General features: G+C 42.2%; 24 protein-coding genes. 2 read left to right on the forward strand and 22 right to left on the reverse strand.

Annotation, left to right across the window (positions count from 1 at the left end):
- Window positions 1–206 precede the first annotated feature (206 nt).
- The 18 genes from fusA to ACVX3R_RS07900 form a co-directional block, all read right to left on the reverse strand.
- A complete protein-coding gene (gene fusA, locus ACVX3R_RS07815; RefSeq protein ID WP_000090342.1) occupies window positions 207–2,288 on the reverse strand; it encodes an elongation factor G in 2,082 nt (693 codons plus the stop codon).
- 412 nt (window positions 2,289–2,700) lie between these two features.
- On the reverse strand, window positions 2,701–3,171 hold the full coding sequence (rpsG, locus tag ACVX3R_RS07820) for a 30S ribosomal protein S7 (RefSeq protein WP_000087873.1): 471 nt from the start codon (window positions 3,169–3,171) through the stop codon (window positions 2,701–2,703).
- A 19-nt stretch (window positions 3,172–3,190) separates the two neighbouring features.
- Entirely contained in the window at window positions 3,191–3,604 is a 414-nt protein-coding gene (gene rpsL, locus ACVX3R_RS07825; protein WP_001142332.1) for a 30S ribosomal protein S12, read from the reverse strand.
- 318 nt (window positions 3,605–3,922) lie between these two features.
- On the reverse strand, window positions 3,923–4,522 hold the full coding sequence (locus ACVX3R_RS07830) for a response regulator transcription factor (protein WP_242746108.1): 600 nt from the start codon (window positions 4,520–4,522) through the stop codon (window positions 3,923–3,925).
- A 1-nt stretch (window position 4,523) separates the two neighbouring features.
- The gene (locus ACVX3R_RS07835; protein WP_458794797.1) at window positions 4,524–5,621 is read right to left on the reverse strand and encodes a sensor histidine kinase; all 1,098 of its coding nucleotides are present in this window, start codon (window positions 5,619–5,621) and stop codon (window positions 4,524–4,526) included.
- Window positions 5,622–5,625: 4 nt separating this feature from the next.
- Window positions 5,626–6,360 carry an ABC transporter permease gene (locus ACVX3R_RS07840; protein WP_458794798.1) on the reverse strand — a complete coding sequence of 245 codons (735 nt, stop codon included), beginning with the start codon at window positions 6,358–6,360 and terminating at the stop codon, window positions 5,626–5,628.
- 12 nt (window positions 6,361–6,372) lie between these two features.
- Window positions 6,373–7,248: an ABC transporter ATP-binding protein gene (locus ACVX3R_RS07845; RefSeq protein WP_458794799.1), complete on the reverse strand. Its 876-nt coding sequence runs from the start codon at window positions 7,246–7,248 to the stop codon at window positions 6,373–6,375.
- Entirely contained in the window at window positions 7,235–7,429 is a 195-nt protein-coding gene (locus ACVX3R_RS07850) for a hypothetical protein (RefSeq protein ID WP_458794800.1), read from the reverse strand. The genes ACVX3R_RS07845 and ACVX3R_RS07850 overlap by 14 nt, the downstream gene beginning before the upstream one ends.
- On the reverse strand, window positions 7,426–7,632 hold the full coding sequence (locus ACVX3R_RS07855; RefSeq protein ID WP_000390701.1) for a hypothetical protein: 207 nt from the start codon (window positions 7,630–7,632) through the stop codon (window positions 7,426–7,428). Before ACVX3R_RS07855 ends, ACVX3R_RS07850 begins: the two co-directional genes overlap by 4 nt.
- A 124-nt stretch (window positions 7,633–7,756) precedes the next feature.
- Window positions 7,757–9,424, reverse strand: coding sequence for a DAK2 domain-containing protein (locus ACVX3R_RS07860; protein ID WP_458794801.1), 1,668 nt, complete (start codon window positions 9,422–9,424; stop codon window positions 7,757–7,759).
- 2 nt (window positions 9,425–9,426) lie between these two features.
- Complete coding sequence (locus ACVX3R_RS07865) at window positions 9,427–9,792, reverse strand: Asp23/Gls24 family envelope stress response protein (protein WP_000216434.1); 366 nt, start codon at window positions 9,790–9,792, stop codon at window positions 9,427–9,429.
- Between the two features lie 152 nt (window positions 9,793–9,944).
- On the reverse strand, window positions 9,945–10,133 hold the full coding sequence (gene rpmB / locus ACVX3R_RS07870) for a 50S ribosomal protein L28 (protein WP_001140948.1): 189 nt from the start codon (window positions 10,131–10,133) through the stop codon (window positions 9,945–9,947).
- Between the two features lie 104 nt (window positions 10,134–10,237).
- Window positions 10,238–10,912, reverse strand: coding sequence for a LiaF transmembrane domain-containing protein (locus ACVX3R_RS07875; protein WP_458794802.1), 675 nt, complete (start codon window positions 10,910–10,912; stop codon window positions 10,238–10,240).
- A gap of 5 nt (window positions 10,913–10,917) precedes the next feature.
- A complete protein-coding gene (locus ACVX3R_RS07880) occupies window positions 10,918–11,364 on the reverse strand; it encodes a LytTR family DNA-binding domain-containing protein (protein ID WP_458794803.1) in 447 nt (148 codons plus the stop codon).
- A gap of 113 nt (window positions 11,365–11,477) precedes the next feature.
- On the reverse strand, window positions 11,478–11,981 hold the full coding sequence (locus ACVX3R_RS07885) for a phosphatase PAP2 family protein (protein ID WP_458794804.1): 504 nt from the start codon (window positions 11,979–11,981) through the stop codon (window positions 11,478–11,480).
- 96 nt (window positions 11,982–12,077) lie between these two features.
- Window positions 12,078–13,838, reverse strand: coding sequence for an ABC transporter ATP-binding protein (locus ACVX3R_RS07890; protein WP_458794805.1), 1,761 nt, complete (start codon window positions 13,836–13,838; stop codon window positions 12,078–12,080).
- Complete coding sequence (locus tag ACVX3R_RS07895; RefSeq protein WP_458794806.1) at window positions 13,828–15,597, reverse strand: ABC transporter ATP-binding protein; 1,770 nt, start codon at window positions 15,595–15,597, stop codon at window positions 13,828–13,830. Before ACVX3R_RS07895 ends, ACVX3R_RS07890 begins: the two co-directional genes overlap by 11 nt.
- Window positions 15,581–16,042, reverse strand: coding sequence for a MarR family winged helix-turn-helix transcriptional regulator (locus ACVX3R_RS07900; protein WP_458794807.1), 462 nt, complete (start codon window positions 16,040–16,042; stop codon window positions 15,581–15,583). The genes ACVX3R_RS07895 and ACVX3R_RS07900 overlap by 17 nt, the downstream gene beginning before the upstream one ends.
- Window positions 16,043–16,235: 193 nt before the next feature.
- On the opposite strand from ACVX3R_RS07900, the gene ACVX3R_RS07905 reads away from it, so the two are divergent.
- Complete coding sequence (locus tag ACVX3R_RS07905) at window positions 16,236–16,925, forward strand: CD20-like domain-containing protein (RefSeq protein WP_458794808.1); 690 nt, start codon at window positions 16,236–16,238, stop codon at window positions 16,923–16,925.
- Window positions 16,926–16,972: 47 nt separating this feature from the next.
- Here the strand turns inward: ACVX3R_RS07905 and ACVX3R_RS07910 are convergent, their stop codons facing one another.
- Both ACVX3R_RS07910 and ACVX3R_RS07915 read right to left on the reverse strand, forming a co-directional pair.
- Entirely contained in the window at window positions 16,973–17,689 is a 717-nt protein-coding gene (locus ACVX3R_RS07910; RefSeq protein WP_033585772.1) for a YebC/PmpR family DNA-binding transcriptional regulator, read from the reverse strand.
- A 96-nt stretch (window positions 17,690–17,785) separates the two neighbouring features.
- On the reverse strand, window positions 17,786–19,156 hold the full coding sequence (locus ACVX3R_RS07915; RefSeq protein WP_458794809.1) for an MATE family efflux transporter: 1,371 nt from the start codon (window positions 19,154–19,156) through the stop codon (window positions 17,786–17,788).
- A gap of 109 nt (window positions 19,157–19,265) precedes the next feature.
- Here ACVX3R_RS07915 and ACVX3R_RS07920 point away from each other — a divergent pair, with 109 nt between their 5' ends.
- Window positions 19,266–19,820 (forward strand): GNAT family N-acetyltransferase, encoded by a 555-nt coding sequence (locus ACVX3R_RS07920; RefSeq protein ID WP_000060287.1) that lies wholly within the window; start codon window positions 19,266–19,268, stop codon window positions 19,818–19,820.
- A 118-nt stretch (window positions 19,821–19,938) separates the two neighbouring features.
- Here the strand turns inward: ACVX3R_RS07920 and recA are convergent, their stop codons facing one another.
- A complete protein-coding gene (gene recA / locus ACVX3R_RS07925) occupies window positions 19,939–21,087 on the reverse strand; it encodes a recombinase RecA (protein ID WP_247917895.1) in 1,149 nt (382 codons plus the stop codon).
- Between the two features lie 54 nt (window positions 21,088–21,141).
- On the reverse strand, window positions 21,142–22,398 hold the full coding sequence (locus ACVX3R_RS07930; protein ID WP_458794810.1) for a competence/damage-inducible protein A: 1,257 nt from the start codon (window positions 22,396–22,398) through the stop codon (window positions 21,142–21,144).
- Between the last annotated feature and the right edge of the window lie 10 nt (window positions 22,399–22,408).

Genomic DNA, 22,408 nt, shown 5'->3' on the forward strand with positions numbered 1-22,408 from the left:
TCATTTTTATTAACATATCATCAAAATAAGGAACTTTTCCTTGCTTTCATTTATTAAATCAGTCTAATTTCTTCGTACATGGGATGGAAGTTGGCAAGATTTTCATTTAATTTCTAAATTTCCATAATATATTCAGCAAATATGCGTGCAATAAAGGTAATAAAAAAGGAAGCCACTAAGTGACTTCCTTCTATTGCGAAGACAGATTATTCTTCACCTTTGTTTTTCTTAATGATTTCTTCTTGTACTGACTTAGGTACATCTTCATAGTGGTCAAATACCATCATGAATGTACCACGTCCTTGAGATGCAGAACGAAGAACTGTTGCATAACCGAACATTTCAGCAAGTGGAACGTAAGCACGAACGATTTGGCTGTTACCGTGTGCTTCCATACCATCTACACGTCCACGACGAGCAGTTACGTGACCCATAACATCACCAAGGTTTTCTTCTGGAACAGTGATTGTTACAAGCATCATTGGTTCAAGGATAGCTGGTTGTGCAGTCTTAGCAGCTTCTTTAAGTGCAAGAGATGCAGCAATCTTGAAGGCAGTTTCAGATGAGTCGACATCGTGGTATGAACCATCGTAAAGTTTAGCTTTAACGTCAACAATTGGGTAACCTGCAAGAACACCGTTAGCCATTGCTTCTACAAGACCTTTTTCAACCGCTGGGATAAATTCACGAGGAACCACACCACCGACGATTGCGTTTTCAAATTCGAATCCTTTACCTTCTTCGTTTGGAGTAAATTCAATCCATACATCACCGAATTGACCTTTACCACCAGACTGACGTTTGAAGAATCCACGTGCTTGAGTAGAAGCGCGGAATGTTTCACGGTAAGATACTTGAGGAGCACCTACGTTCGCTTCAACTTTAAACTCACGACGCATACGGTCAACAAGGACGTCAAGGTGAAGCTCACCCATACCAGAGATAACTGTTTCACCAGTTTCAACGTTTGTTTCAACGCGGAATGTTGGATCTTCTTCAGCCAATTTTTGAAGAGCGATACCCATCTTGTCTTGGTCTGCTTTAGATTTTGGCTCAACCATCAATTGGATAACTGGTTCTGGAACGTCGATTGATTCAAGGATGATTTTAGCTTTTTCATCAGTCAATGAGTCACCAGTTGTCGTATCTTTCAAACCAACGGCAGCAGCGATATCACCTGAGTAAACAGTGTCGATTTCTTTACGGCTGTTAGCGTGCATTTGAAGGATACGTCCGATACGTTCACGTTTACCTTTAGAAGTATTCAATACGTATGAACCTGATTGAAGAACACCTGAGTAAACACGGAAGAATGTCAAACGACCTACGAATGGGTCTGTCATGATCTTGAAGGCAAGAGCTGCAAATGGCTCTTCATCAGATGCTGGACGAGTTTCTTCTTCATCTGTATCTGGGTTAACACCTTTGATTGCTGGGATGTCAAGTGGGCTTGGAAGGTAGTCGATAACCGCATCAAGCATCAATTGAACACCTTTGTTTTTGAAGGCAGAACCACACAATACTGGGAAGAATTCAACATTGATAGTAGCTTTACGGATACCCGCTTTCAATTCTTCGTTAGTGATTTCTTCACCTTCGAGGTATTTCATCATCAAATCTTCATCAGTTTCAGCAACTGCTTCGATCAATTTTTCACGGTATTCTTGTGCTTGTTCAAGATATTCAGCTGGAATATCCTCTTCAAGGATATCTGTACCAAGGTCGTTTGTATAGATTTCAGCTTTCATCTTGATCAAGTCGATGATACCACGGAAATCATCTTCAGCACCGATTGGCAATTGGATTGGGTGTGCATTTGCTTGAAGACGGTCATGAAGTGTGCTTACTGAGTAAAGGAAGTCAGCACCGATTTTGTCCATCTTGTTGGCAAATACGATACGTGGAACTCCGTACTCAGTTGCTTGACGCCAAACTGTTTCAGTTTGAGGCTCAACACCTGATTGTGAGTCAAGAACGGTAACCGCACCGTCCAATACACGAAGAGAACGTTGTACTTCGATTGTGAAGTCCACGTGCCCTGGTGTGTCGATGATGTTTACGCGGTGGTTGTTCCATTGAGCTGTTGTCGCAGCAGATGTGATAGTGATACCACGTTCTTGCTCTTGCTCCATCCAGTCCATTTGTGACGCACCTTCGTGAGTTTCACCGATTTTGTGGATTTTACCAGTGTAGTAAAGAATACGCTCAGTAGTTGTTGTTTTACCGGCATCGACGTGAGCCATGATACCGATATTACGAGTTTTTTCAAGTGAAAATTCGCGTGCCATGAGGTTTGTTTCTCCTATTTATTTTTGATTTCTATTCTATTATAACACGATTTTAATAAAAACGGATAGGCAGGACCTACCCGTTCTCAATGTTTATCTTGTTTTTGTTGGTTTCAACTTGTAGACAAGTTGAATTGTAGCTAAGAGCTAATTGAGATCAATTGAACTCGGGCTAGAATTAGCTAGCCGATTTGAGCCGGAACGGGATTCTGTGTGAAAAAGATAAACTTCCTTGTATTCGTCGAATACTGCGTCAGTTTCCTATTTTCACCTTGCATCCTTACCGTTCCTAGCATCATAATTGAACTCGGGCTAAAAGCTCGGAAAATAGATAAGCTTTCCTAGAATCTTTGATTCTGCGTCAAGCTTCCTAATTTTCAGTCGCTTTTTTAACGCCCTTAGTATCTTATTCTTACCAACGGAAGTGTGCGAAGGCACGGTTAGCTTCAGCCATACGGTGAGTGTCTTCACGTTTCTTAACTGCTGCACCAGTGTTGTTCGCAGCATCCAAGATTTCTTTCGCAAGACGGTCTTGCATTGTGTGTTCACCACGAAGGCGAGCGATGGTTACCAACCAACGAAGTCCAAGTGTTGTACGACGTTCTGGGCGAACTTCAACTGGGACTTGGTAGTTAGATCCACCAACACGACGTGCACGTACTTCAAGTACAGGCATGATGTTTTCCATAGCTGTTTCAAATACTTCAAGTGCATCGTTGCCAGTAGCTTCTTTGATTTGCTCAAAAGCACCGTAAACGATTGAAGCAGCTGTACCACGTTTACCATCAAGCATAACGCGGTTGATAAGACGAGTAACTAGTTGTGAATTGTAAAGCGGATCTGGCAATACGTCACGTTTTGGAGCTCTATTTTTACGACTCATTTCTCTTTATCCCCTTTCCTTATGCTTTTGGACGTTTAGTACCGTATTTAGAACGGCCTTGTTTACGATCGTTAACACCTGCAGTATCAAGTGCACCACGGACGATATGGTAACGTACCCCTGGAAGGTCTTTTACACGTCCACCACGAAGAAGCACCACGCTGTGCTCTTGCAAGTTGTGTCCGATACCTGGGATGTAGGCAGTAACTTCGATAAGGTTGCTCAAACGTACACGAGCGAATTTACGAAGGGCAGAGTTAGGTTTTTTAGGTGTCATTGTTCCAACACGAGTTGCAACACCACGTTTTTGTGGTGAAGAAACGTTTGTTTGAACTTTTTTATGACTGTTGTAACCAACGTTCAAAGCTGGTGATTTAGATTTTTCTACTTTTGATTTACGCGGTTTGCGAACCAATTGGTTAATTGTAGGCATCTACATTCTCCTGTGTTTTTTTATTTTTGGTGATGATACACTTGGTGACAGCTACCATCTGTGTGTACTTTTGCAACATTTGTCAGCACGTCCCTGTACACTTTTGAGAGACCAAAAGTAAAAAGTACCGTCTATTATTGTAACACAATTTTTCCTTCATTGTCAAGATATTTTTCATTTTTATTCTGATCTTTTAACTCTTTGACACTAGCTTTCACCGCTTTTCTAAACCAGAAAAGGAGGCAATTTGCCTCCTCCTTTCTAGTATGGATTTCCTTCGATTCAAGTTATCGTTTCGGAATTTTTTAACCCTTCTTATCAAAGCCAACCAGATTCTTTTGCAATGTTGGCTGCCTCTGTTCGATTACCAGCATCTAGTTTCGAAAGAATATTGGTGACATAGTTTCGGACAGTTCCATTTGATAGATAAAGCTGATCTGCGATTTCTTGATTGGATAAGCCCTGAGCGATTCCCTTTAAAACAGCAATCTCTTGCTCCGTCAACGGATTGGGATGCGTCATCACCACTTCCATCAATTCAGGGGAATATTCCTTGCGCCCTTCGAGAACAGTGTGCAAGGTTTGCATGAGGTCTGCGATGCTTCTTTCTTTCAAGACATAAGCATCCACTCCAGCCTTGACCGCACGTTCAAAATATCCGGGGCGTTTGAAGGTCGTCACCACAACCACCTTTGTTTCTGGCTTTTCTGCTCGTATCCACTCCAAGACTTCGAGACCTGTCTTAACAGGCATTTCTACGTCAAGGATGGCAATATCTACGGACTCCTTTTCTAAGAGTTGGATTGCTTCTTGGCCATCCTTGGCTTGTAGGACAGACTCTACATCTGGTTGAAAGGTAAGTAACTGGCACATGGCATCTCGCAACATACTTTGATCTTCTGCAACAAGTAGTTTCATCTTAGTTTCTCTCCTTATAAGGTAGTCGAACCTGCACTTCAGTCGGCTGCTTCTGACTGATCACCTTTACTTCTCCCGAAAATGGAAGGACACGGTCTCGAACGGTATGGAGTTCATCCCCTTTTAGAGAAACAAAGCCACAGCCATCATCTCTCACTGTTAGAATGAGTTCTTTCTCTGTTCGTTCTAATTTTAAGTAAGCCTTCGACGCTTTGGCATGTTTGATAATATTGGTCACTAACTCAAGCAAAATCATGGAAGCCGTTGACTCCAATTCCTGAGTTAGGCTAGCAGTATCTAGTTGGTGATTGATTTCCGTTTCAATTCCTGCAATTTCCAGCATTTTTTTAACAGTCACAAACTCAGAGGCAAGTGTTCTGGTTTTGAGATTTTCAATGATGGTACGAACTTCATTCATGGATTCTTTACTGATCTGATGAATTTCTTTTAATTCTTTTTCCACTTGAGGATGGGCCTGCATTTGAAGAAGTTGGAGGGCAAGATCCGTCTTCACACTCAGCATGGCAAAAGTATGACCTAGGCTGTCATGGAGGTCCTGACCGATTCGACTGCGTTCATTTTCAGCCAAGAAAAGATTGAGCTTAGCATTTTGCTTCCTCTTTTCTTCTTTTATTTCCTCCGACACTCGAATCCGATAGAGACCAAAGGTAAAGGCATCAGAAAAGACAAAGGTCACCAAGAAAAAGAGCAGTTGCCAAGGACTAACATGATTGACCATATAAATCCCGGTTAAAATCAATGGCTGCAAGACAACAAAACTGACAAAACGCCAAGAGTGAAAAGAAATCTCATCCAGCTCATAAATGAGGAGGTTAGATAAGTAAAAGATAAACCATGTGAAACCCGAATTCAGCCAAACCGATGTATAAAAAATGTAGGCAATCATGACCCACCAGGCTAGCCACTGCACGGTGCGGTTTTGACTTAATAAAATCGAATAAAAGGCTAGGACAAATAATAATGTCCAGAACAAGGTTAAAAGCGGGTACTCTCCACTGATGACACCCGCTATAGGAAAGATGATAAACACTGTTGAAATATGAAACATATAATGAGTGTTTTTTAATTTTTCCAACATAGATTTATTTTACCTCGATCCGTTTTTTCAGTTGGATTACCAATACACCAAAGAAAACTGTATAACCTAGTACAACCAAGGCAGCAAGAATGTTAAACTCGTGGTGTTCCAAATAAGCAGAGACGACCTGCATAAGCTGGTAGGTTGGAGTCAGTTTTCCAATGGATTGGAGCCATTCTGGGAAGGAACTCAAGGGGAACCATAGTCCACCTAGGACAGCCAAAGCAATATAGGCAATATTTCCAATAACCGTCATCAATTGAGCACTGGGAAGCAAGCTCACCAAGACACCCATGCTAATAAAGACCACGCTTCCGACCAGCAACATAACTCCAATCACCAACCAATCAAGCCAAGGCAGAGTCACTCCACGGACAAAATGACCAACCGAAAAGACAACTATAATTGATAACAAGAAAGTCAGCAGAGTACTGAACAGTTTTGATACATAATATTCTACCATAGATATTGGAGAATGTTGAATCAATTTTTGCCAGTTGTTTGTCTTGTCGGATTCGAGAGTGCTAGGGATACTGAAAAAGGCGCTTGACATGATACTAAAGAGCGTCATGGCAAAAAGATAGGCTTGAAGAGCAATTTCTGGAATGTCTGACCCTGACATCATACCAGAGAAAATAAGGTAAAACACACTTGGAAGTCCGATGGAAAGCAAGTAGTAGACAGCTTGCCGTTTCATCAAAATGATTTCCACTTTCATGAGACTTGTCATATTTTTCATCGTCAATCTCCTTTAGTCTTGAGTCGTTTCGAAAATACTGTCTAAGAGAGTTCGATTGCGAACTTCAATTTCTTCGATCGTGCAGCCCTGCTCTTGCAAGACTTTCCACACCTGACTGGCTTCTTTGGTTGTGAAAGAAAGAGCATTTTGCTTGATTTCAATCTCTTGAACTTGGTCTAAAGTTCTGATAACTTCCTGATAAGTTAGAGGTACCGTAAAATGTTTTTCTTGTTCTTCACCACGCATGGCATAAGGCGTCGTATCGCGAATCAATTCTCCCTTATGGAGGACCAAAATGCGGTCAGCCGTATGTTCTACCTCTTCGATATAGTGAGAAGAGTAGACAATGGTCACACCATTTTTCTTTAACTGATTAACAATTTCCCAAAAATGCTGACGTGTCGAGGTATCCATTGCAGCAGTCGGCTCATCTAAAAATAGAATTTTCGGACGACCTATTAAAGACAACACAAAAGAGAACAAACGTTTTTGCCCACCAGACAGCTTGCCCGCTAGCTGATTTTTCTGCTTGTCTGAGAATCTAAGCAAGTCATCAATTTCTTTGTCTGAAAGACTGTCAGGATAAAGTGACTTAAAAAATGATAGAAGTTCTTTCACTTTCAAGCTTTGGACAACTGCATTTTCTTGAGGTAAGACAGAAATAAGCTGCTTTAATCGAGGATCTGTTGGCGCAAATCCTTGAATGGCTATCCGACCTGAGCTCACGAACTTGTCTCCCAAGAGGCAATCAATCAAGGTTGTCTTCCCTGCTCCGTTAGGCCCGATCAAGGCAACACATTCACCATCGTTGATTTCAAAGGAGATGTTCCGCAAGATCTCCTTGTCTTTTATTTTCTTACTCAATTTCTCAACTTTAATCACAGCCATGAGATTCTCCTTTCAACCACTTCATTCCCATAGGGAAAACAACGAAAATCATAAATCCAAAACCCCAAGCACCACGAATGAATTGGCGAAGCAAGGTTTGGTCAAACCAACCAGTACACATTTCCACTAACCATACCAAGAGTGACAGGCCGATAAAGAGATAGATGATTGCCTTTTTCATTCCTCAAACTCCTTTTTCACATCTCTGACTAATTTTAAACCTTCTCTAACAAGCCAAGACATCATTCCAAAGCCAGCAAATAGCTCCCAAGGAAAATGATAGAAACCCTCGTCCAATCCTGAAAACATGAGATAGGTCATAACTCCTGCTGCTACTAAACTCACTGCGACAATCATTTTATTTTTCATTTCTTCTTCCTCCATTTCATACTTCAATTATAGACTTTTGAAATTGGCGGAGCTAGATGCTTCTGTCACTAGGAAATATGACAAATGTCATAAAAAAAGAAAGTTGCAAAATCAACTTTCTTTTTAATCGATTAAATTTTTATTCCACACTGAAAAGATATGGATATACGGGTTGTTGACCTTGGTGAATCTCTACTTCAACATCTTCGAATTCTTCTGCGATTTCTTGGGCAATTTCATTGGCAAGTTCTTCGCTTCCGTCTTCACCAACATAGAAAGTCACGATTTCACTGTCTTCGTCCAACATATGTTTCAATGTTTCTGTCAAGGTTTGGTGCATGTCAGGATTTGACACGAGAATTTTTCCATCAACCATACCAAGATTGTCATTTTCATGAATTGCTAATCCATCGATAGTTGTGTCGCGAACGGCTGTTGTTACACTACCGCTGATGACATCACCGAGGGCTACAGTCATGCGTTCTTTGTTTTCTTCGATTGATTTGCTTGGATCAAAGGCAAGAAGACTCGTCAACCCTTGAGGAATTGTACGTGCTTCTACTACAACAGCTGGTTGTTCAAGCACTTCAGCCGCAGACTGAGCTGCCATAAAGATATTTTTGTTGTTTGGCAAGAAGATAATGTTGCGAGCATTGACCTGTTCAACAGCCTTGATAAAGTCTTCTGTTGAAGGGTTCATCGTCTGACCACCTTCGATGACATAATCCACACCTTGGGCACGGAAGATATCTGCTAAACCTTGACCAGCTACTACTGCGATAAGGGCATACTCTTTTGTTTCAGCAGGCTTATTGCCTTGAGTTGCTTCTTTTTCAACTTGCGCCTCGTGTTGGTTACGCATGTTGTCGACTTTTACCTTGATCAAGCTACCATATTTGAGACCTTCTTGCATGACAAGACCTGGATCTTCTGTATGGACGTGAACTTTGACGATTTCATCATCATTGACAACAAGTAGAGAGTCGCCTAAGTCATTCAAGTAGTTGCGGAATTCATCGTAGTCAAAGTCCTTAGAATAAGTTGGACCTTGTTTAAGGGCAACCATAATCTCAGTACAGTAACCAAAAGTGATATCCTCAGTTGCAACATGTCCAGCCACAGACTTATGGTGCTCTGCATTGATCATTTCACTCATGTTGGCAGGAGTCGCTACAAAGTCTTCAGAAGCACTGTATTCACCAGTAAGAGCTGAAAGGAATCCTTCGTAGATGAAGACCAAACCTTGACCACCTGAGTCTACCACACCAACTTCCTTAAGGACTGGAAGCATTTCTGGTGTCTTAGCCAAAGCTGCTTTCGCGCCTTCCAAGGCTGCACGCATGACCTCAACAGCATCATCTGTCTCCTCGGCTTTTTTCTTAGCACCAATAGCTGCTCCACGAGAAACAGTCAAAATGGTCCCTTCAACTGGTTTCATAACCGCTTTATAAGCTACTTCGACACCGGATTGGAAGGCAAGAGCCAAGTCTTGACCTGTTAATTCATCTTTTTCCTTGATAGCCTGAGAGAAGCCACGGAAGAGCTGAGATGTAATAACCCCTGAGTTCCCACGCGCACCCATCAAGAGCCCTTTGGCAAGAATGCTCGCTACTTCTCCAACTGTAGAAGCAGGCTTATCTGCTACTTCTTTCGCACCGTTTTCAATGGTCATTCCCATGTTTGTCCCAGTATCTCCATCTGGAACTGGAAAGACGTTCAATGAATTGACATATTCTGCTTGCTTATTCAAACGAGTTGATGCAGCTTGCACCATCTCTTGGAATAAACTGGTAGTAATTTTTGACACGATTATTCTCCTACAACTTTGATATTTTGAATGTAGACATTCACAGTCTGAGCAGTAATTCCTAGTTGATTTTCTAAACTAAAACGAACACGCTCTTGAATGTTTTTTGACACTTCGCTTATCTTTACTCCGTAGCTCAACACGGTATAAACATCAACTGCAATGCTACCATCTTCGGCTGCTTTTATAACAACACCCTTAGAATAATTTTCCTTACCAAGAAGGGCTTGGAAATTGTCTTTGAGGGCATTTTTACTAGCCATACCGACCACACCAAAAATCTCAGTTGCGGCACCACCTACTACGGTTGCAATCACTTCATCTGTCAGTTCGATTTGACCATCTTTTGTATTAATTTTTACAGTCATTTTTTTTACCTCAACTAGTTGATACTCTATTTTATCATATTTCAGCCCAAGTGTAAAAGCAGAATGCTGTATCGGCGGATATTTACTCTATTTTTCAAATGATTTTATCCTTAGAGCAAAAGAAAAAGACCTATGCGGTCTTTTCATTTTTATTAAACGCGTTCAACTTTACCTGATTTCAAAGCACGAGCTGAAGCCCAAACTTTTTTAGGTTTACCATCGATAAGAACAGTAACTTTTTGAAGGTTTGGTTTTACGGCACGTTTTGTTTGGTTCATCGCGTGTGAACGGTTGTTTCCTGATACAGTCTTACGACCTGTAAAGTAACATACTTTAGCCATTGTGTTTTCCTCCTATTAGATCTAATATAGCGGATGTGCTAGCACCACATACCGTACTATGTTATCACACTTTCTCGAATTTATCAAGGGCCTAAACTATTTTTTTATTTAACGTAAACAACTCCAAGTTTACCAAAAGCGACTTCCCCACGGATAATCAAGGTTTTGTTTGTTGGCGCTACAGGAGCATCTGCCTTAGCTGCACCAAAGGAGGTTTCTACTTTCAAATCGACACGCCAGTGTTGTGGAACATAGACAGTTGCATTCCCGAAGGCCACTTCAATATTTAAAGTTGCAAAATCACCTAACATCTCTGCATTATCATAGTAGATTTTAGCATCCCCAAAAGCGACTTCCACTTGGTCATCTACGAGATCTTGATCTTGCTTATAGAAGGTCCCGCTACCAAAAGCGACTTCCTTATCCGTGACGATTGTTTTTTTCCCATTGTACCACCATTTTTTTTCATTCCAGAACTTACTCGAATGCGTCAGATAACCAACACCTAGCACTGCTAAGATACTAGCCCAAAACAAAGACTGGTTTGGAATAGGAAAAATGTTATAAAAATGATTCGCAATCATTAAGGCTACTAGAGCGGTAAAAACTGCTGATGTTAGATGACGACGAAGCAAAGCTTCAACTGATTGGTAAGCAAAAAAGGCGATACCAATCAAAGGCCATATCTTGCCATCCAAAGAAGGAACTCCAAAATTCCCTTGCAGCAAGATCCAAGCTGCTAAAACCAATAAAACAATACCAAATGCTTTCTTTTTCATGTTTTTTACCTCATATTTCTTAGATTTTCTTTTAGGAGGGATTGGTAATGCCGTGAGACATGAACCTCCTTGTGCGTCTGATAAAAGGAAATGGTGCCCGTTCCTGAAAAGGACTTGTCCACTGAGTAAATCTGACGGATGTTTGCGATAGTTGACTTGGAAACTCGACTAAAATAGCGAGGCAAGATGGACTCCAACTCATAGAGTTTGAGGCGAACCTCATAGGCTTCCTTCTGGGTATGAGCGTAAATCTTGCTCCCTTCTGTCTCAAAGAAGAGAATTTCTGACAGGTCTAGATAATATTCACCTGTCCCCTTGTAAAAAGTTAACCTCGGAGCCTTTGACTCTTGCAGAAGTCGTTGCAAGTCTGCAATTTCATCTGTCAAAGTGGGGGTCTTGATGACAATTTCAGTCTCCTCTAAACTGCCGTCAATCTCAATTCGTAACTTCATCACATCTCCTTTCTGACTCTACTATATCAAAGCTAAGATAGGAATACAAGGGCAAAAAAGCAAGTGGTCTATATGAAGCAGTAAGTGGTTGTAGGACCAGCCTAACTTACATGTCAGAATAGGAAGAAAAGGAACCCCCACAACAGACCGCAGACATAGCCAACCAAGACATCCTTTGGATAATGCACACCACCTAAAACCCTCACCAATCCCAGTAAAGCTGAAAAGAGCAGACATGCTAAGCCAACAGGTAGACTAGCATGCAGACAGGCCATGGAGATAATAGTTGCCGAAAAGACATGGCGACTGGGCATCGACTGTCCCGAACTATCCTTGTCAAGCAGGGGACAGATATCCCAAGTTTCATAAGGTCGCGGGTGGTTGATTTTCTTACGAAGAAGAGACAAGATCACAAAGCCCGAGGCAGGGATAAACAAATAAATCCCAACTTGCTGACTAAGTCCTAGTTGCAGGTAAGTGATGACTAGCAAAGTCAGATAGACCGGGGGCATGGCGACTGTCATCAAACGATTGAAACTGCGTAACAGAAATAAAAGAGGGGGATGGCTGGTGAGTCTAGAGCTGATATTTCGATACCATTCTTGATAATTTTTCATGTATTCTTCTCATTATCACTTTATTTTTACCTCTAGGTGAGGCGCTTGTCTTCTAGTATAGTGCAGAAAAAGAAGGCCGTCAAGCCTTCTTTAGATTTATTCTTCTGCTTCGTCTTCTGTAAATTGACTATTGTACAAATCGGCGTAGAAGCCACCTTGCGCCATCAGTTCCTCATGGTTGCCTTGTTCGATGATATTGCCATCTTTCATGACAAGAATCAAATCAGCATTACGAATCGTTGACAAGCGATGGGCGATGACAAAGGATGTGCGTCCTTCCATCAAACGGTCCATGGCTTTCTGAATCAACTCCTCTGTACGTGTGTCGACTGAGGATGTCGCTTCATCCAAAATCAAGAGTGGTGCATCCTTAAGAAGTGCACGAGCAATGGTCAAGAGTTGTTTTTGCCCAACAGACAAGGTCACAGTGTCATCCAAAACCGTATCGTAGCCGTCTGGCAAGGTCATGATAAAGTGGTGGATTCCCACAGCCTTGCTGGCTTCCATCATTCGTTCATCACTGATCCCTGTTTGATTATAGATGAGATTATCTCGAATGGTTCCTTCAAAAAGCCATGTGTCCTGCAAGACCATTGAGAAGGCATCGTGTACTTCTGAGCGTTTCATGTCCTTAGTATCCACGCCATCGATGCGAATACTTCCCTTATCTATCTCATAGAACTTCATCAAAAGATTGACAATGGTTGTCTTACCAGCTCCAGTCGGTCCAACGATTGCGACCTTTTGACCTGCATGAGCTGTCGCAGAAAAGTCATGGATGATGGTGCGCTCTGGTGTATAACCAAAGGACACATGATCAAAGACCACTTCTCCTCTCATGCCAGTCAATTGTCTTTCCTTATGGGATTCATCCTGCATCTCAGCTTCACCTAGAAATTCAAAGACACGTCCCATGGCTGCACTCGCTTGTTGTAAGCTCGTAATCCCTTGGGCAATCTGTGACAGGGGTTGGGAGAAGGTCCGTACGTAAACCATAAAGGCTACAATAACCCCGATAGTGATATGCCCTTCTAACGCCAGCGCGGCACCAACGATGATGACCAAAACATAGCTAAAATTCCCAACAAAGAACATGGCTGGCATCATGATACCAGAGATAAACTGAGATTTCCAGATACTATCATGCAAGTCTTGGTTTAAACCTGCAAATCTCGCTTTGGAAGTATCTACTGCGTTGTAGCTCGTTACAACATTATGGCCAGAGTACATTTCTTCTACGTAACCATTGACGGCCGCCAGATTATTTTGTTGGGCTTTAAAATAACCCTGTGACTTGGCCATGATTACGGAAACCGCCGCAAAACCAACAAGGGTTGATACAACGGTTACCAATGCCAAAATCCAGTTCATCCCAAACATGGTCACCAAGACAGCAATCAACAAGAAACTAGCTGAAAGAACTGTCCCTAGACTTTGGTTGAGAGATTGCGCTGCTGTATCCACATCATTGGTCACGCGCGAAAGGGTATCTCCTTGTGAATGACGGTCAAAATAGCCAAGTGGCAAACGATTGATTTTTTCAGCGATTGCTGTCCGCAAGCGTTTTGAAAAATGCTGAATGCTCGTTGAAAAGATATAGGCCTGTGTATAGTTAAGGATGGCGCCAAATACATAGAGAATCACTAAAAAGCTAGCAATACTTGACACAGCCTCTAAATCAATTCCTGTCATCAAGCCATCTGAAATCAAGTTAGTAATTTCTTTAATCTTAGTTGGACCATAAACAGTGATGATGCTTGAACATACAGCTGCTACAACCGCTACTAGTAGGGGAAGTTGGAGGCCTGCTAGAAAAGGTTTATAATATTTCCAAAAAGACATTTTCTTATTTTCCATGTTCCAATTCCTCCTTCGATAGTTGTGAGTAGGCAATTTCTTGGTAGACTTCATTGGTAGCTAGAAGTTCCTTGTGGGTGCCTTGCCCCACGACTTTTCCTTGATCCAAGACTAAGATCAGGTCAGCATCCATAATGGTAGAAATCCGCTGCGCTACGATAAGTTTGGTCATGGATTTTGTTTTCTCAGCTAGCTCTTGGCGCAGGACACGATCTGTCTTGTAGTCCAAGGCTGAGAAAGAGTCATCAAAGATGAGAATCTCTGGTTTACGAGCCAAGGCACGCGCAATGGCCAAACGCTGTCTTTGACCTCCTGAGAAGTTGGTTCCGCCTTGGGCCACTTCTGATTCAAGTCCTGCTTCCTTGTCCTCGATAAAGCTTTTAGACTGGGCCAATTCCAAGGCTTGCCACATAGCAGCTTCGCTTAGAGGAGTTTCTTTGCTCTTACCAAAGTCCAAGTTCCCTTTGACATCCCCAGAAAAGAGTACAGCTTTTTGTGGAATATAGCCGACCTTATTACGCAAATCTTCCAAGTCGTAATCTTGCACATTGACACCATCCACTAGGATTTGTCCATCAGAAACGTCGTAAAAACGTGGCAAGAGGTTGACAAGCGTAGACTTACCTGATCCAGTCGATCCGATGAAGGCTACGGTTTGACCCGCTTCTGCTTTGAAAGTGACATGTTCCACGACTGCTTCAGAGTTTTTAGAGTAGCGGAAAGTCACATCACGGAATTCCACTTGTCCTTGAACTGAAGGATCCGCTGTCTGTGCATGACTAGGATTTTCAATAGAAGAATGCAGATCCAATACTTGATTGATACGTCCTGCCGAAACTAAGGTACGAGGAAGAACAATAAAGAGTGCTCCCATGAGAAGGAATCCCATCACGACCTGCATAGCATAGGACATGAAGACCACCATATCACTAAAGAGTGGCAGACGTTCTGCCAAACTTGCATCGTTAATGATATAGGCACCAATCCAGTAAATGGCTAAACTCAATCCACTCGAAATCGCCATCATGATCGGGTTCATAATCGCCATCAATCGATTGACAAAGAGATTGAGACGTGTTACCTCATCGTTGGCTGCTTCAAATTTCTTATCTTGGTAATCTTCCGCATTGTATGCACGAACAACTCGAATCCCAGTCAAACTTTCACGAGTGATGCTATTGAGTTTATCTGTCAATTTTTGGATAACAGATTGTTTTGGAAAGGCCAGAGTCATGAGAACGGTAGTCATCAAGACATTGACAATAACAGCCACAACGACCGCCCAGAGCCAGTATTCCGATTTTCCAAGGATTTTTCCAATGGCCCAGATAGCCATAATTGGCCCACGAGTAACCACTTGCAAGCCCATGGTAAAGAGCATCTGTACCTGGGTAATATCATTGGTCGTCCGAGTCAAGAGACTTGGGATTGAAAAGCGCTTGATCTCTGTCTGCGAAAAATCTAAAACACGATGAAATACGTCTCTACGTAGATGGGTTGTATAGGATGCTGCAACGCGAGCGGCAAAGAAACCAACCATAACAGATGAAAAGAAAGCCAATAAAGACAAACCAATCATCTTCGCAGCTGGTGACCAGAGTGCATCCATCTGTGTCCCTGACGTTCCGAGTAATTCTGTAATTTGCGAAATGTAGGTCGGTACCTCTAACTCGAGATAGACCGAGAAACAAGTGAAAAGAATCGTAAGGACAATCATCCCCCACTCTTTCCCTGTAATACGTTTAGCGAGTTTTTTCATTCTCTCCTCCTATCTTCTCAACATTTTCTTGCAATTGTCCGAGTACCTTTTCAAAGATTGCTAAGTCTGACTTTGAAACACTCTCTAGCAGACTCTGATCAATCCGATCAAAAAATGCCTTAACTTCTTGCATCTGCGAACGCGATTTCTCCGTCAGGCGAACAAATTTTGCCCGCTTATCGCTGGGGCTCGCCTCTAGCTCGACCAAACCATTTTGTACCATGCGCTTGACTAGATTACTCGCCACAGATTTGGTAATATTGAGTTCCTGCTCGATATCCTTAATCAAGACCAGTTCCTCTTTTTGTTCACAATGATCTAAAAAACGCAGAACCTGCCCTTGCGGTCCACCCATAAATTCAATGCCACATCGCTTGGCTTCTTTCTGTACCATCAGATGAACCTGGTGTCCAAAACGTTTAAACATTAACATCGGCTTGTCCATGATTGCTCCTTTCTTATGATCGAATATAGTTCTCAGGAGAACTAATTAAGTTTTCATGAGAACTATTTTATCATTTTCAAATAGGATGTCAAGAAAAAAGTTTCCTAGAGAACTATTTTAGTCTGAATTGACATTGGAGAATATTTTCTCTATAATAAGCACTAGCTACCGTGGATAGGAATCCATTCACTCGATGAAGGGAGAAAACGTTCAAATGAAACCAGAAGAACAAAAAGTTTTAGGGATTTTAGCAACCATTTTTGGAGCCATCGCACTTTTAGGATCTTGGATCCCATTTATTAACTATCTATCGTTTTTCATCGCTATTGTCGCGTTGATCTTAGGTATTATCGGCCTTATCGTCAACCTCAAAAAACGGAAAACAATGGCCATTATCGGAACATCCTTGTCAATTGCTTCTATTATACTCTTCCTTACGACCCAGATGTTGTATGCTAATGTCTACAAAGAGTTTGTCAGAGAGTTTAACCGTTCTTATAGAGAGGCTAGTTCCTCAATGGAACGCGACTTGACAGATGATACCATTGATTCACTCCCTGAAGAGGAGGAAGAAGACGATACCTTCACTTGGACCCAAGAACAGTTCGACGCTTTAATCGAAGGTGACCTTGATAACAAAGGAAAAGGTGGTACCAATTACAAGGATATTATCAAAAAACACGGACTGCCAGACTCCGAGTTTGATTCCACTATTGGGGGATACGATACGAGAAAAGTCACCTATATCTCTATTGGTGACAATATCAAGACTGTTACCTTAACTTTTGCAAAACAGGACAATGGACAGCTCTTACTAGTTCATAAAATAGCTGTAGGCCTAGGAGAAAGCCAGCAGCAAAGAGATTCTGGAACCAGAATCTAATCTCAAATATAAAAAGCGAACAGCTAGCAAGTCTGTTCGCTTTTTTATTAGAATCCATCGACGTTCGTATAAATCTTTTGCACGTCTTCGTCATCTTCAAGAACGCTATAAAGTTTTTCAAATGTTTCAAGGTCTTCGCCTGACAATTCCACTTCTGACTGAGGAATCATTTCCAATTCAGTAACTTGGAATTCTTCAACACCTGACTCACGAAGGGCAACGATAGCCTTGTGAAGGTCTGTTGGAGCTGTGTAAACAGTGATTGTTCCTTCTTCCGCTTCTACATCATCCACATCAATATCTGCTTCAAGCAACAATTCAAAGATAGCATCCGCATCATCACCAGCAAATACGATAACACCCTTGTTGTCAAAGAGGTAAGAAACAGAACCTGAAGCACCCATGTTTCCGCCATTTTTACCAAAAGCAGCACGAACGTTCGCAGCTGTACGGTTGACGTTTGAAGTCAAGGTATCCACAATCAGCATAGAACCATTTGGTCCAAATCCTTCGTAACGTCCTTCTGTAAAGGTTTCGTCTGTGTTCCCTTTTGCCTTATCGATAGCCTTATCAATAACGTGTTTTGGCACTTGCGCTTGTTTAGCACGATCGATAACGAATTTCAAAGCAGTGTTTGATTCTGGATCTGGTTCCCCTTTTTTAGCTGCTACATAGATTTCTACACCAAATTTTGCATATACTTTAGAGTTAGCTCCATCTTTAGCCGTTTTCTTGGCTACGATATTGGCCCATTTACGTCCCATTAGGAATCTCCTTTTTTCACATTTTAATCTTTCTTATTATAACACAAGTCTAGCTGATTTTCACTAGAGGAAATGGATTTTCTTTTGCAAAGCAAGCTAGGCTTTGCCTCCGACTGCCACGATTTTCTTGCCTTCTTTTATCCAAGGGTGTCGGGAAAGGGAGAAGTAAAGTTGGACAGTCATCACAACCCAGAGTAGCGGTTCACAGAGAATAACACCTGTATAGCCTGTCCAAGGAATAATCCAAGCTACGAAAATAATTTTCCCAAACAATTCTATAAAGCTAGATATAAGTGGCAAAAGTTTTTGGCCTAGTCCCTGCAAGCTATTTCTATAAATCAATAAAAGGCTTAAAAATGGATAGAATACCGAACTGATACGTAAGTACAAGGTCCCGTTTTCTACCAAATAGCTGTCTGTCGAACTCGCCAAGAAAGAGACTAGGCTAGGACTGGCAAAAAATAGGAAAATACAGGCAAAGGCTGCCCAAGACATACTCAAATAGCTCCCTAAACGAAGGCCTTGGACAATACGTTCGGGACGTTTCGCCCCAAAGTTTTGAGAGATAAAAGTCGTCATCGATGCTGAAATAGCCGTCATTGGCAGCAAGGCAAAGGCCATGATTCTGCGCGCTGCCGTTTGAGCACTGATAATGACTGCACCAAAACTATTGACAGAGGATTGCAAAATGACACTTCCGATAGAGACGATTGACCCCATCAGACCCATGGCTAGCCCCTGCTCCAAGAGATCAACATAGAGAGACTTATTCCATTTGAAATGTTTGAAACCCGGAAGAAGCTCTGGAACACTCTTACGAATATAAAAATAACAGAGAATAGCTGACAGACCTTGCGAGATAATAGTCGCAAGACCCGCAGACTGAACTCCCAGATGCAGTTGCGTAATAAAATACAAATCCAAGATCACATTAACGATAGCTGAGAAGATAAGAAAAGCAAGAGCCGCAAGGCTATCACCAATCGAGCGCAGTAAGCCTGCAAAAAGATTGTAAGCAAAACTAACCCCTACACAGGTAACAATCATGGAGATATACTCGTAGGATTGAGGAAGGATTTCTACAGGTGTTTCTAGGTACTGCAAGAGTGGATAAAGACCGAAGAAACCCATCAGCATGACAAGAGCACTCAGGATGGCACCCAGAATCCAAGTTGCTGCAACAGCTTCTTTAATCTTAGCAAAATTACGAGCACCGTAGAGACGAGCGATGACAACTCCCATCCCATTTCCAACTCCGAGGGCAAAGCCGATAATCAGATCAAAAATAGCCGTCGTTGCTCCTACTGCTGCTAGGGATTCTTGTCCAAGGAACCGCCCTACAATCAAGACGTCAGCTGTATTATACAGCTGTTGGAAGATATTGGACAACAGAATTGGAAGGGCAAAACTCAAAAGTGAGGGGAGAATGGGGCCATGAATCAGGTCCACTGTTCGTTTTTTATTCATAAAGATATTATATCAGCTTTCCAGAGGACCGACAAGATTCTTTAACGAATCCTGAAATCAATTGCTTCCAGAGAGACAATTTGCTATAATCAAGAAAAGGAGGTCATTTATGAGTTTGACCAGTCAATTAATAACCGATGTGTTTCCAGATCTTGATAAAGTTGAAAAGCTAAATAACGAAGCTTTCCCCGAGGAGGAACGAGTCCCTCTTTCTGAGTTTTTGCGCTATCAGGACCGAGATGACGCCCACTTTTTTGCTTTTTATAACGAAGAAGAATTTGTTGGCTTTGCTTTTGCCATCTCCAACCAAAAGGCCTTCTATATTAGCTTTTTTGCCATCATGCCTCACTTAAGAAGTCACGGGTACGGGAAGGAAATTATCGACAAACTAACTGATTTTTACCAGCGGACCATGTTGCTTGAAGTGGAGCGATTGGATGAAGAATGCGATAACTTGGAACAAAGAAAAGCTCGTATGAGCTTCTATCAACAAAATGGCTTTAAAACAGCTAACGCTTTTCTAGAGTATGATGGCTTGAGTTTTGAAATTCTCTACCGCGGTGACCATTTCGACGAGGAGGCCTATCGCGACATCTTCCAAAAATTACAAGATGAACATTATTTTGACTTTCATATCAAATACAGACGCTTTAGTGATCATTAGTTGTTTCAAGGAAGAGAAGTCTAATGAACTTTCTCACGATAAAACGCATAATATCAAGGTTATGAATACCTGATATTATGCGTTTTTATGATTTTGAAAGCTTTCCCTAGTTTTATCTTTAATCTTCAATTTCGATTTCAAGTCCATCGCCTAGGTCAAGCGTTACTTCTTGGTTAGGTGCTAGATCTTCTGCGACAGAAGTAGGAGCGGCTCCCTCTTCATCTTCAATCAAACCGTATTGAACACGAACCTGATGGTCAATCTCATCAAAAACTTCTGGGTGATCTGCCAAGTATTTCTTAGCATTTTCAGATCCTTGTCCAATTTTTTCACCCTTGTAAGAGTACCACGCTCCGGCTTTTTGGATAATATCGAGATCACTTGCAATTTTCAAGAGCTCACCGGTCTTAGAAATCCCTTCTCCGTACATGATTTCAACAAAGGCTTCCTTAAACGGTGGAGCTACCTTATTTTTGACAACCTTAATCTTGGTTTCCTTACCGACATTGGTATCTTTTTGGTCACCGGTTCCTTTGATTTGTGTGCTCCCACGAACATCCAAACGGACTGAAGCGTAGAATTTCAGAGCACGTCCACCAGGTGTTGTTTCTGGATTTCCAAACATGACCCCAACTTTCTCACGCAACTGGTTGATAAAGATGGCAATTGTTTTGGTTTTATTGATAGAAGCTCCGAGTTTACGCATGGCCTGACTCATCATACGAGCTTGCAAACCAACGTGGCTGTCTCCAATATCCCCATCGATTTCTGCACGAGGCACAAGGGCCGCAACTGAGTCAATAACGACAAGGTCAACTGCACCTGAGTCAATCAATTTCCCTGCAATTTCAAGACCTTGCTCACCTGAGTCTGGTTGTGATAAAAGCAACTCATCAATGTTTACACCAAGGGCCGCAGCATAGGCTGGGTCAAGAGCATGTTCCGCATCGATAAAGGCTGCAATACCACCTTCTTTCTGTGCTTGCGCAACAGCGTGAAGGGCAACCGTTGTCTTACCAGATGATTCTGGTCCGTAGATTTCGATGATGCGTCCCTTAGGATAACCACCTGAACCAAGGGCAATGTCAAGAGCCAATGAGCCTGAACTCATCACTTGCACTTTTTGTTCTGCGCGTTCACCTAAACGCATGATTGAGCCTTTACCGAAGTCTTTTTCAATCAGTTTAAGAGCATCGTTCAAGGCTTTTTCACGATCCGCTCCAAACTTTTTTGAAATCTCATCTAATTTTTTTGGTTTTTTCGCCATTCTGTTCTCCTATATTCTACTGGTCCTTAGACCTATCTACTATTATATCAAAATTTAGTCACTTAATAAAGCCTTGCGAACTAGGTTAAAGGCATGCATAACCGCGATGTGACGTACATCTGCTCGACTCCGTCCTGCGATATTAGCCTTGATCACCTCTGTCCCTTTTGCATGTGCCAGTCCAATAAAAACTGTGCCGGCTGGATGCCCCTCTAGGCTATCTGGCCCAGCCACACCTGTCAGACTGACTCCATAATCAGACTGAGTCTTGAGCCGTGCCTGCTCTGCCATTTTTCGAGCCGTAAACTCAGAAACGACCCCGTGTTCTTTTAGCTCTTGCTCGGAAATATCCAGCATCTTAGACTTTTCTTCTAGACTGTAAGTGACAAAACCGCCATTAAAGATGGCTGAAACGCCCGAAAAGTCTGCTAATGTCGCTTGAAAGAGACCTGCCGTCAAGCTTTCTGCCGCAGTAATGCTTTTCTGTCTCTTCTTTAGCTCTTCTACAACGACACTTGCGAGGCTGGTTTCTTCCCCATATCCGTAACAGATGTCTCGTAAAGAAATTCCCTCGAAAGTTTGGCGACTCAAGATTTGATTTTCTAAGATATCCAGCGCTTGATTAGCCTTTTCTTGACTGACTGCTTTTGTAGACAAGCGCAAGGTCACTTCTCCCGTCTTGGCATAAGGTACCAAAGTCGGATCGGTTTGATGGTCAATCAAATCCGCCAAAATGGTCACCAACTGACTCTCACCAATTCCAAAGAAACGAAGCACTCGGGAATATAGTTTGGTGCCTGTCATCAGCTTGGGTAAGAGTTGATTTAAGACCATGGGTTTCAACTCACTTGGCGGTCCTGGAAGTACCACGTAGGTCACTCCATCCACTTCCGACACCCCTCCTACTGCTAAACCTGTCTCATTTAGCAGCGGAGTTGCCCCTTCTACAATTTGGGCTTGGCGCTCATTATTCGGTGTCCGAGCATAGTCAGGTCTATGAGCAAAGAAAATATCCAGTTTCTCTTGTGCTTGAGGGTCAAACACTAGATCTTTTCCCAAAAATTTTGCCAGAGTTTGTTTGGTCAAATCATCCTCGGTTGGTCCCAAGCCCCCTGTCAAAATCACAAGATTACTACGTTGGCTCGCAATCTCAAGCAAGGACAAAAGACGAGCTTCATTGTCTCCGACAGCTGTTTGGAAGTAGACGTCTACCCCGATTTCGGCTAGCTTCTCTGATAAAAACTGAGCATTGGTATTGACGATCTGCCCTGTTAAAATTTCTGTTCCGACAGCAATAATTTCTGCTTTCATTTTTCCTCCT

Source organism: Streptococcus sp. 517s (assembly GCF_054445985.1).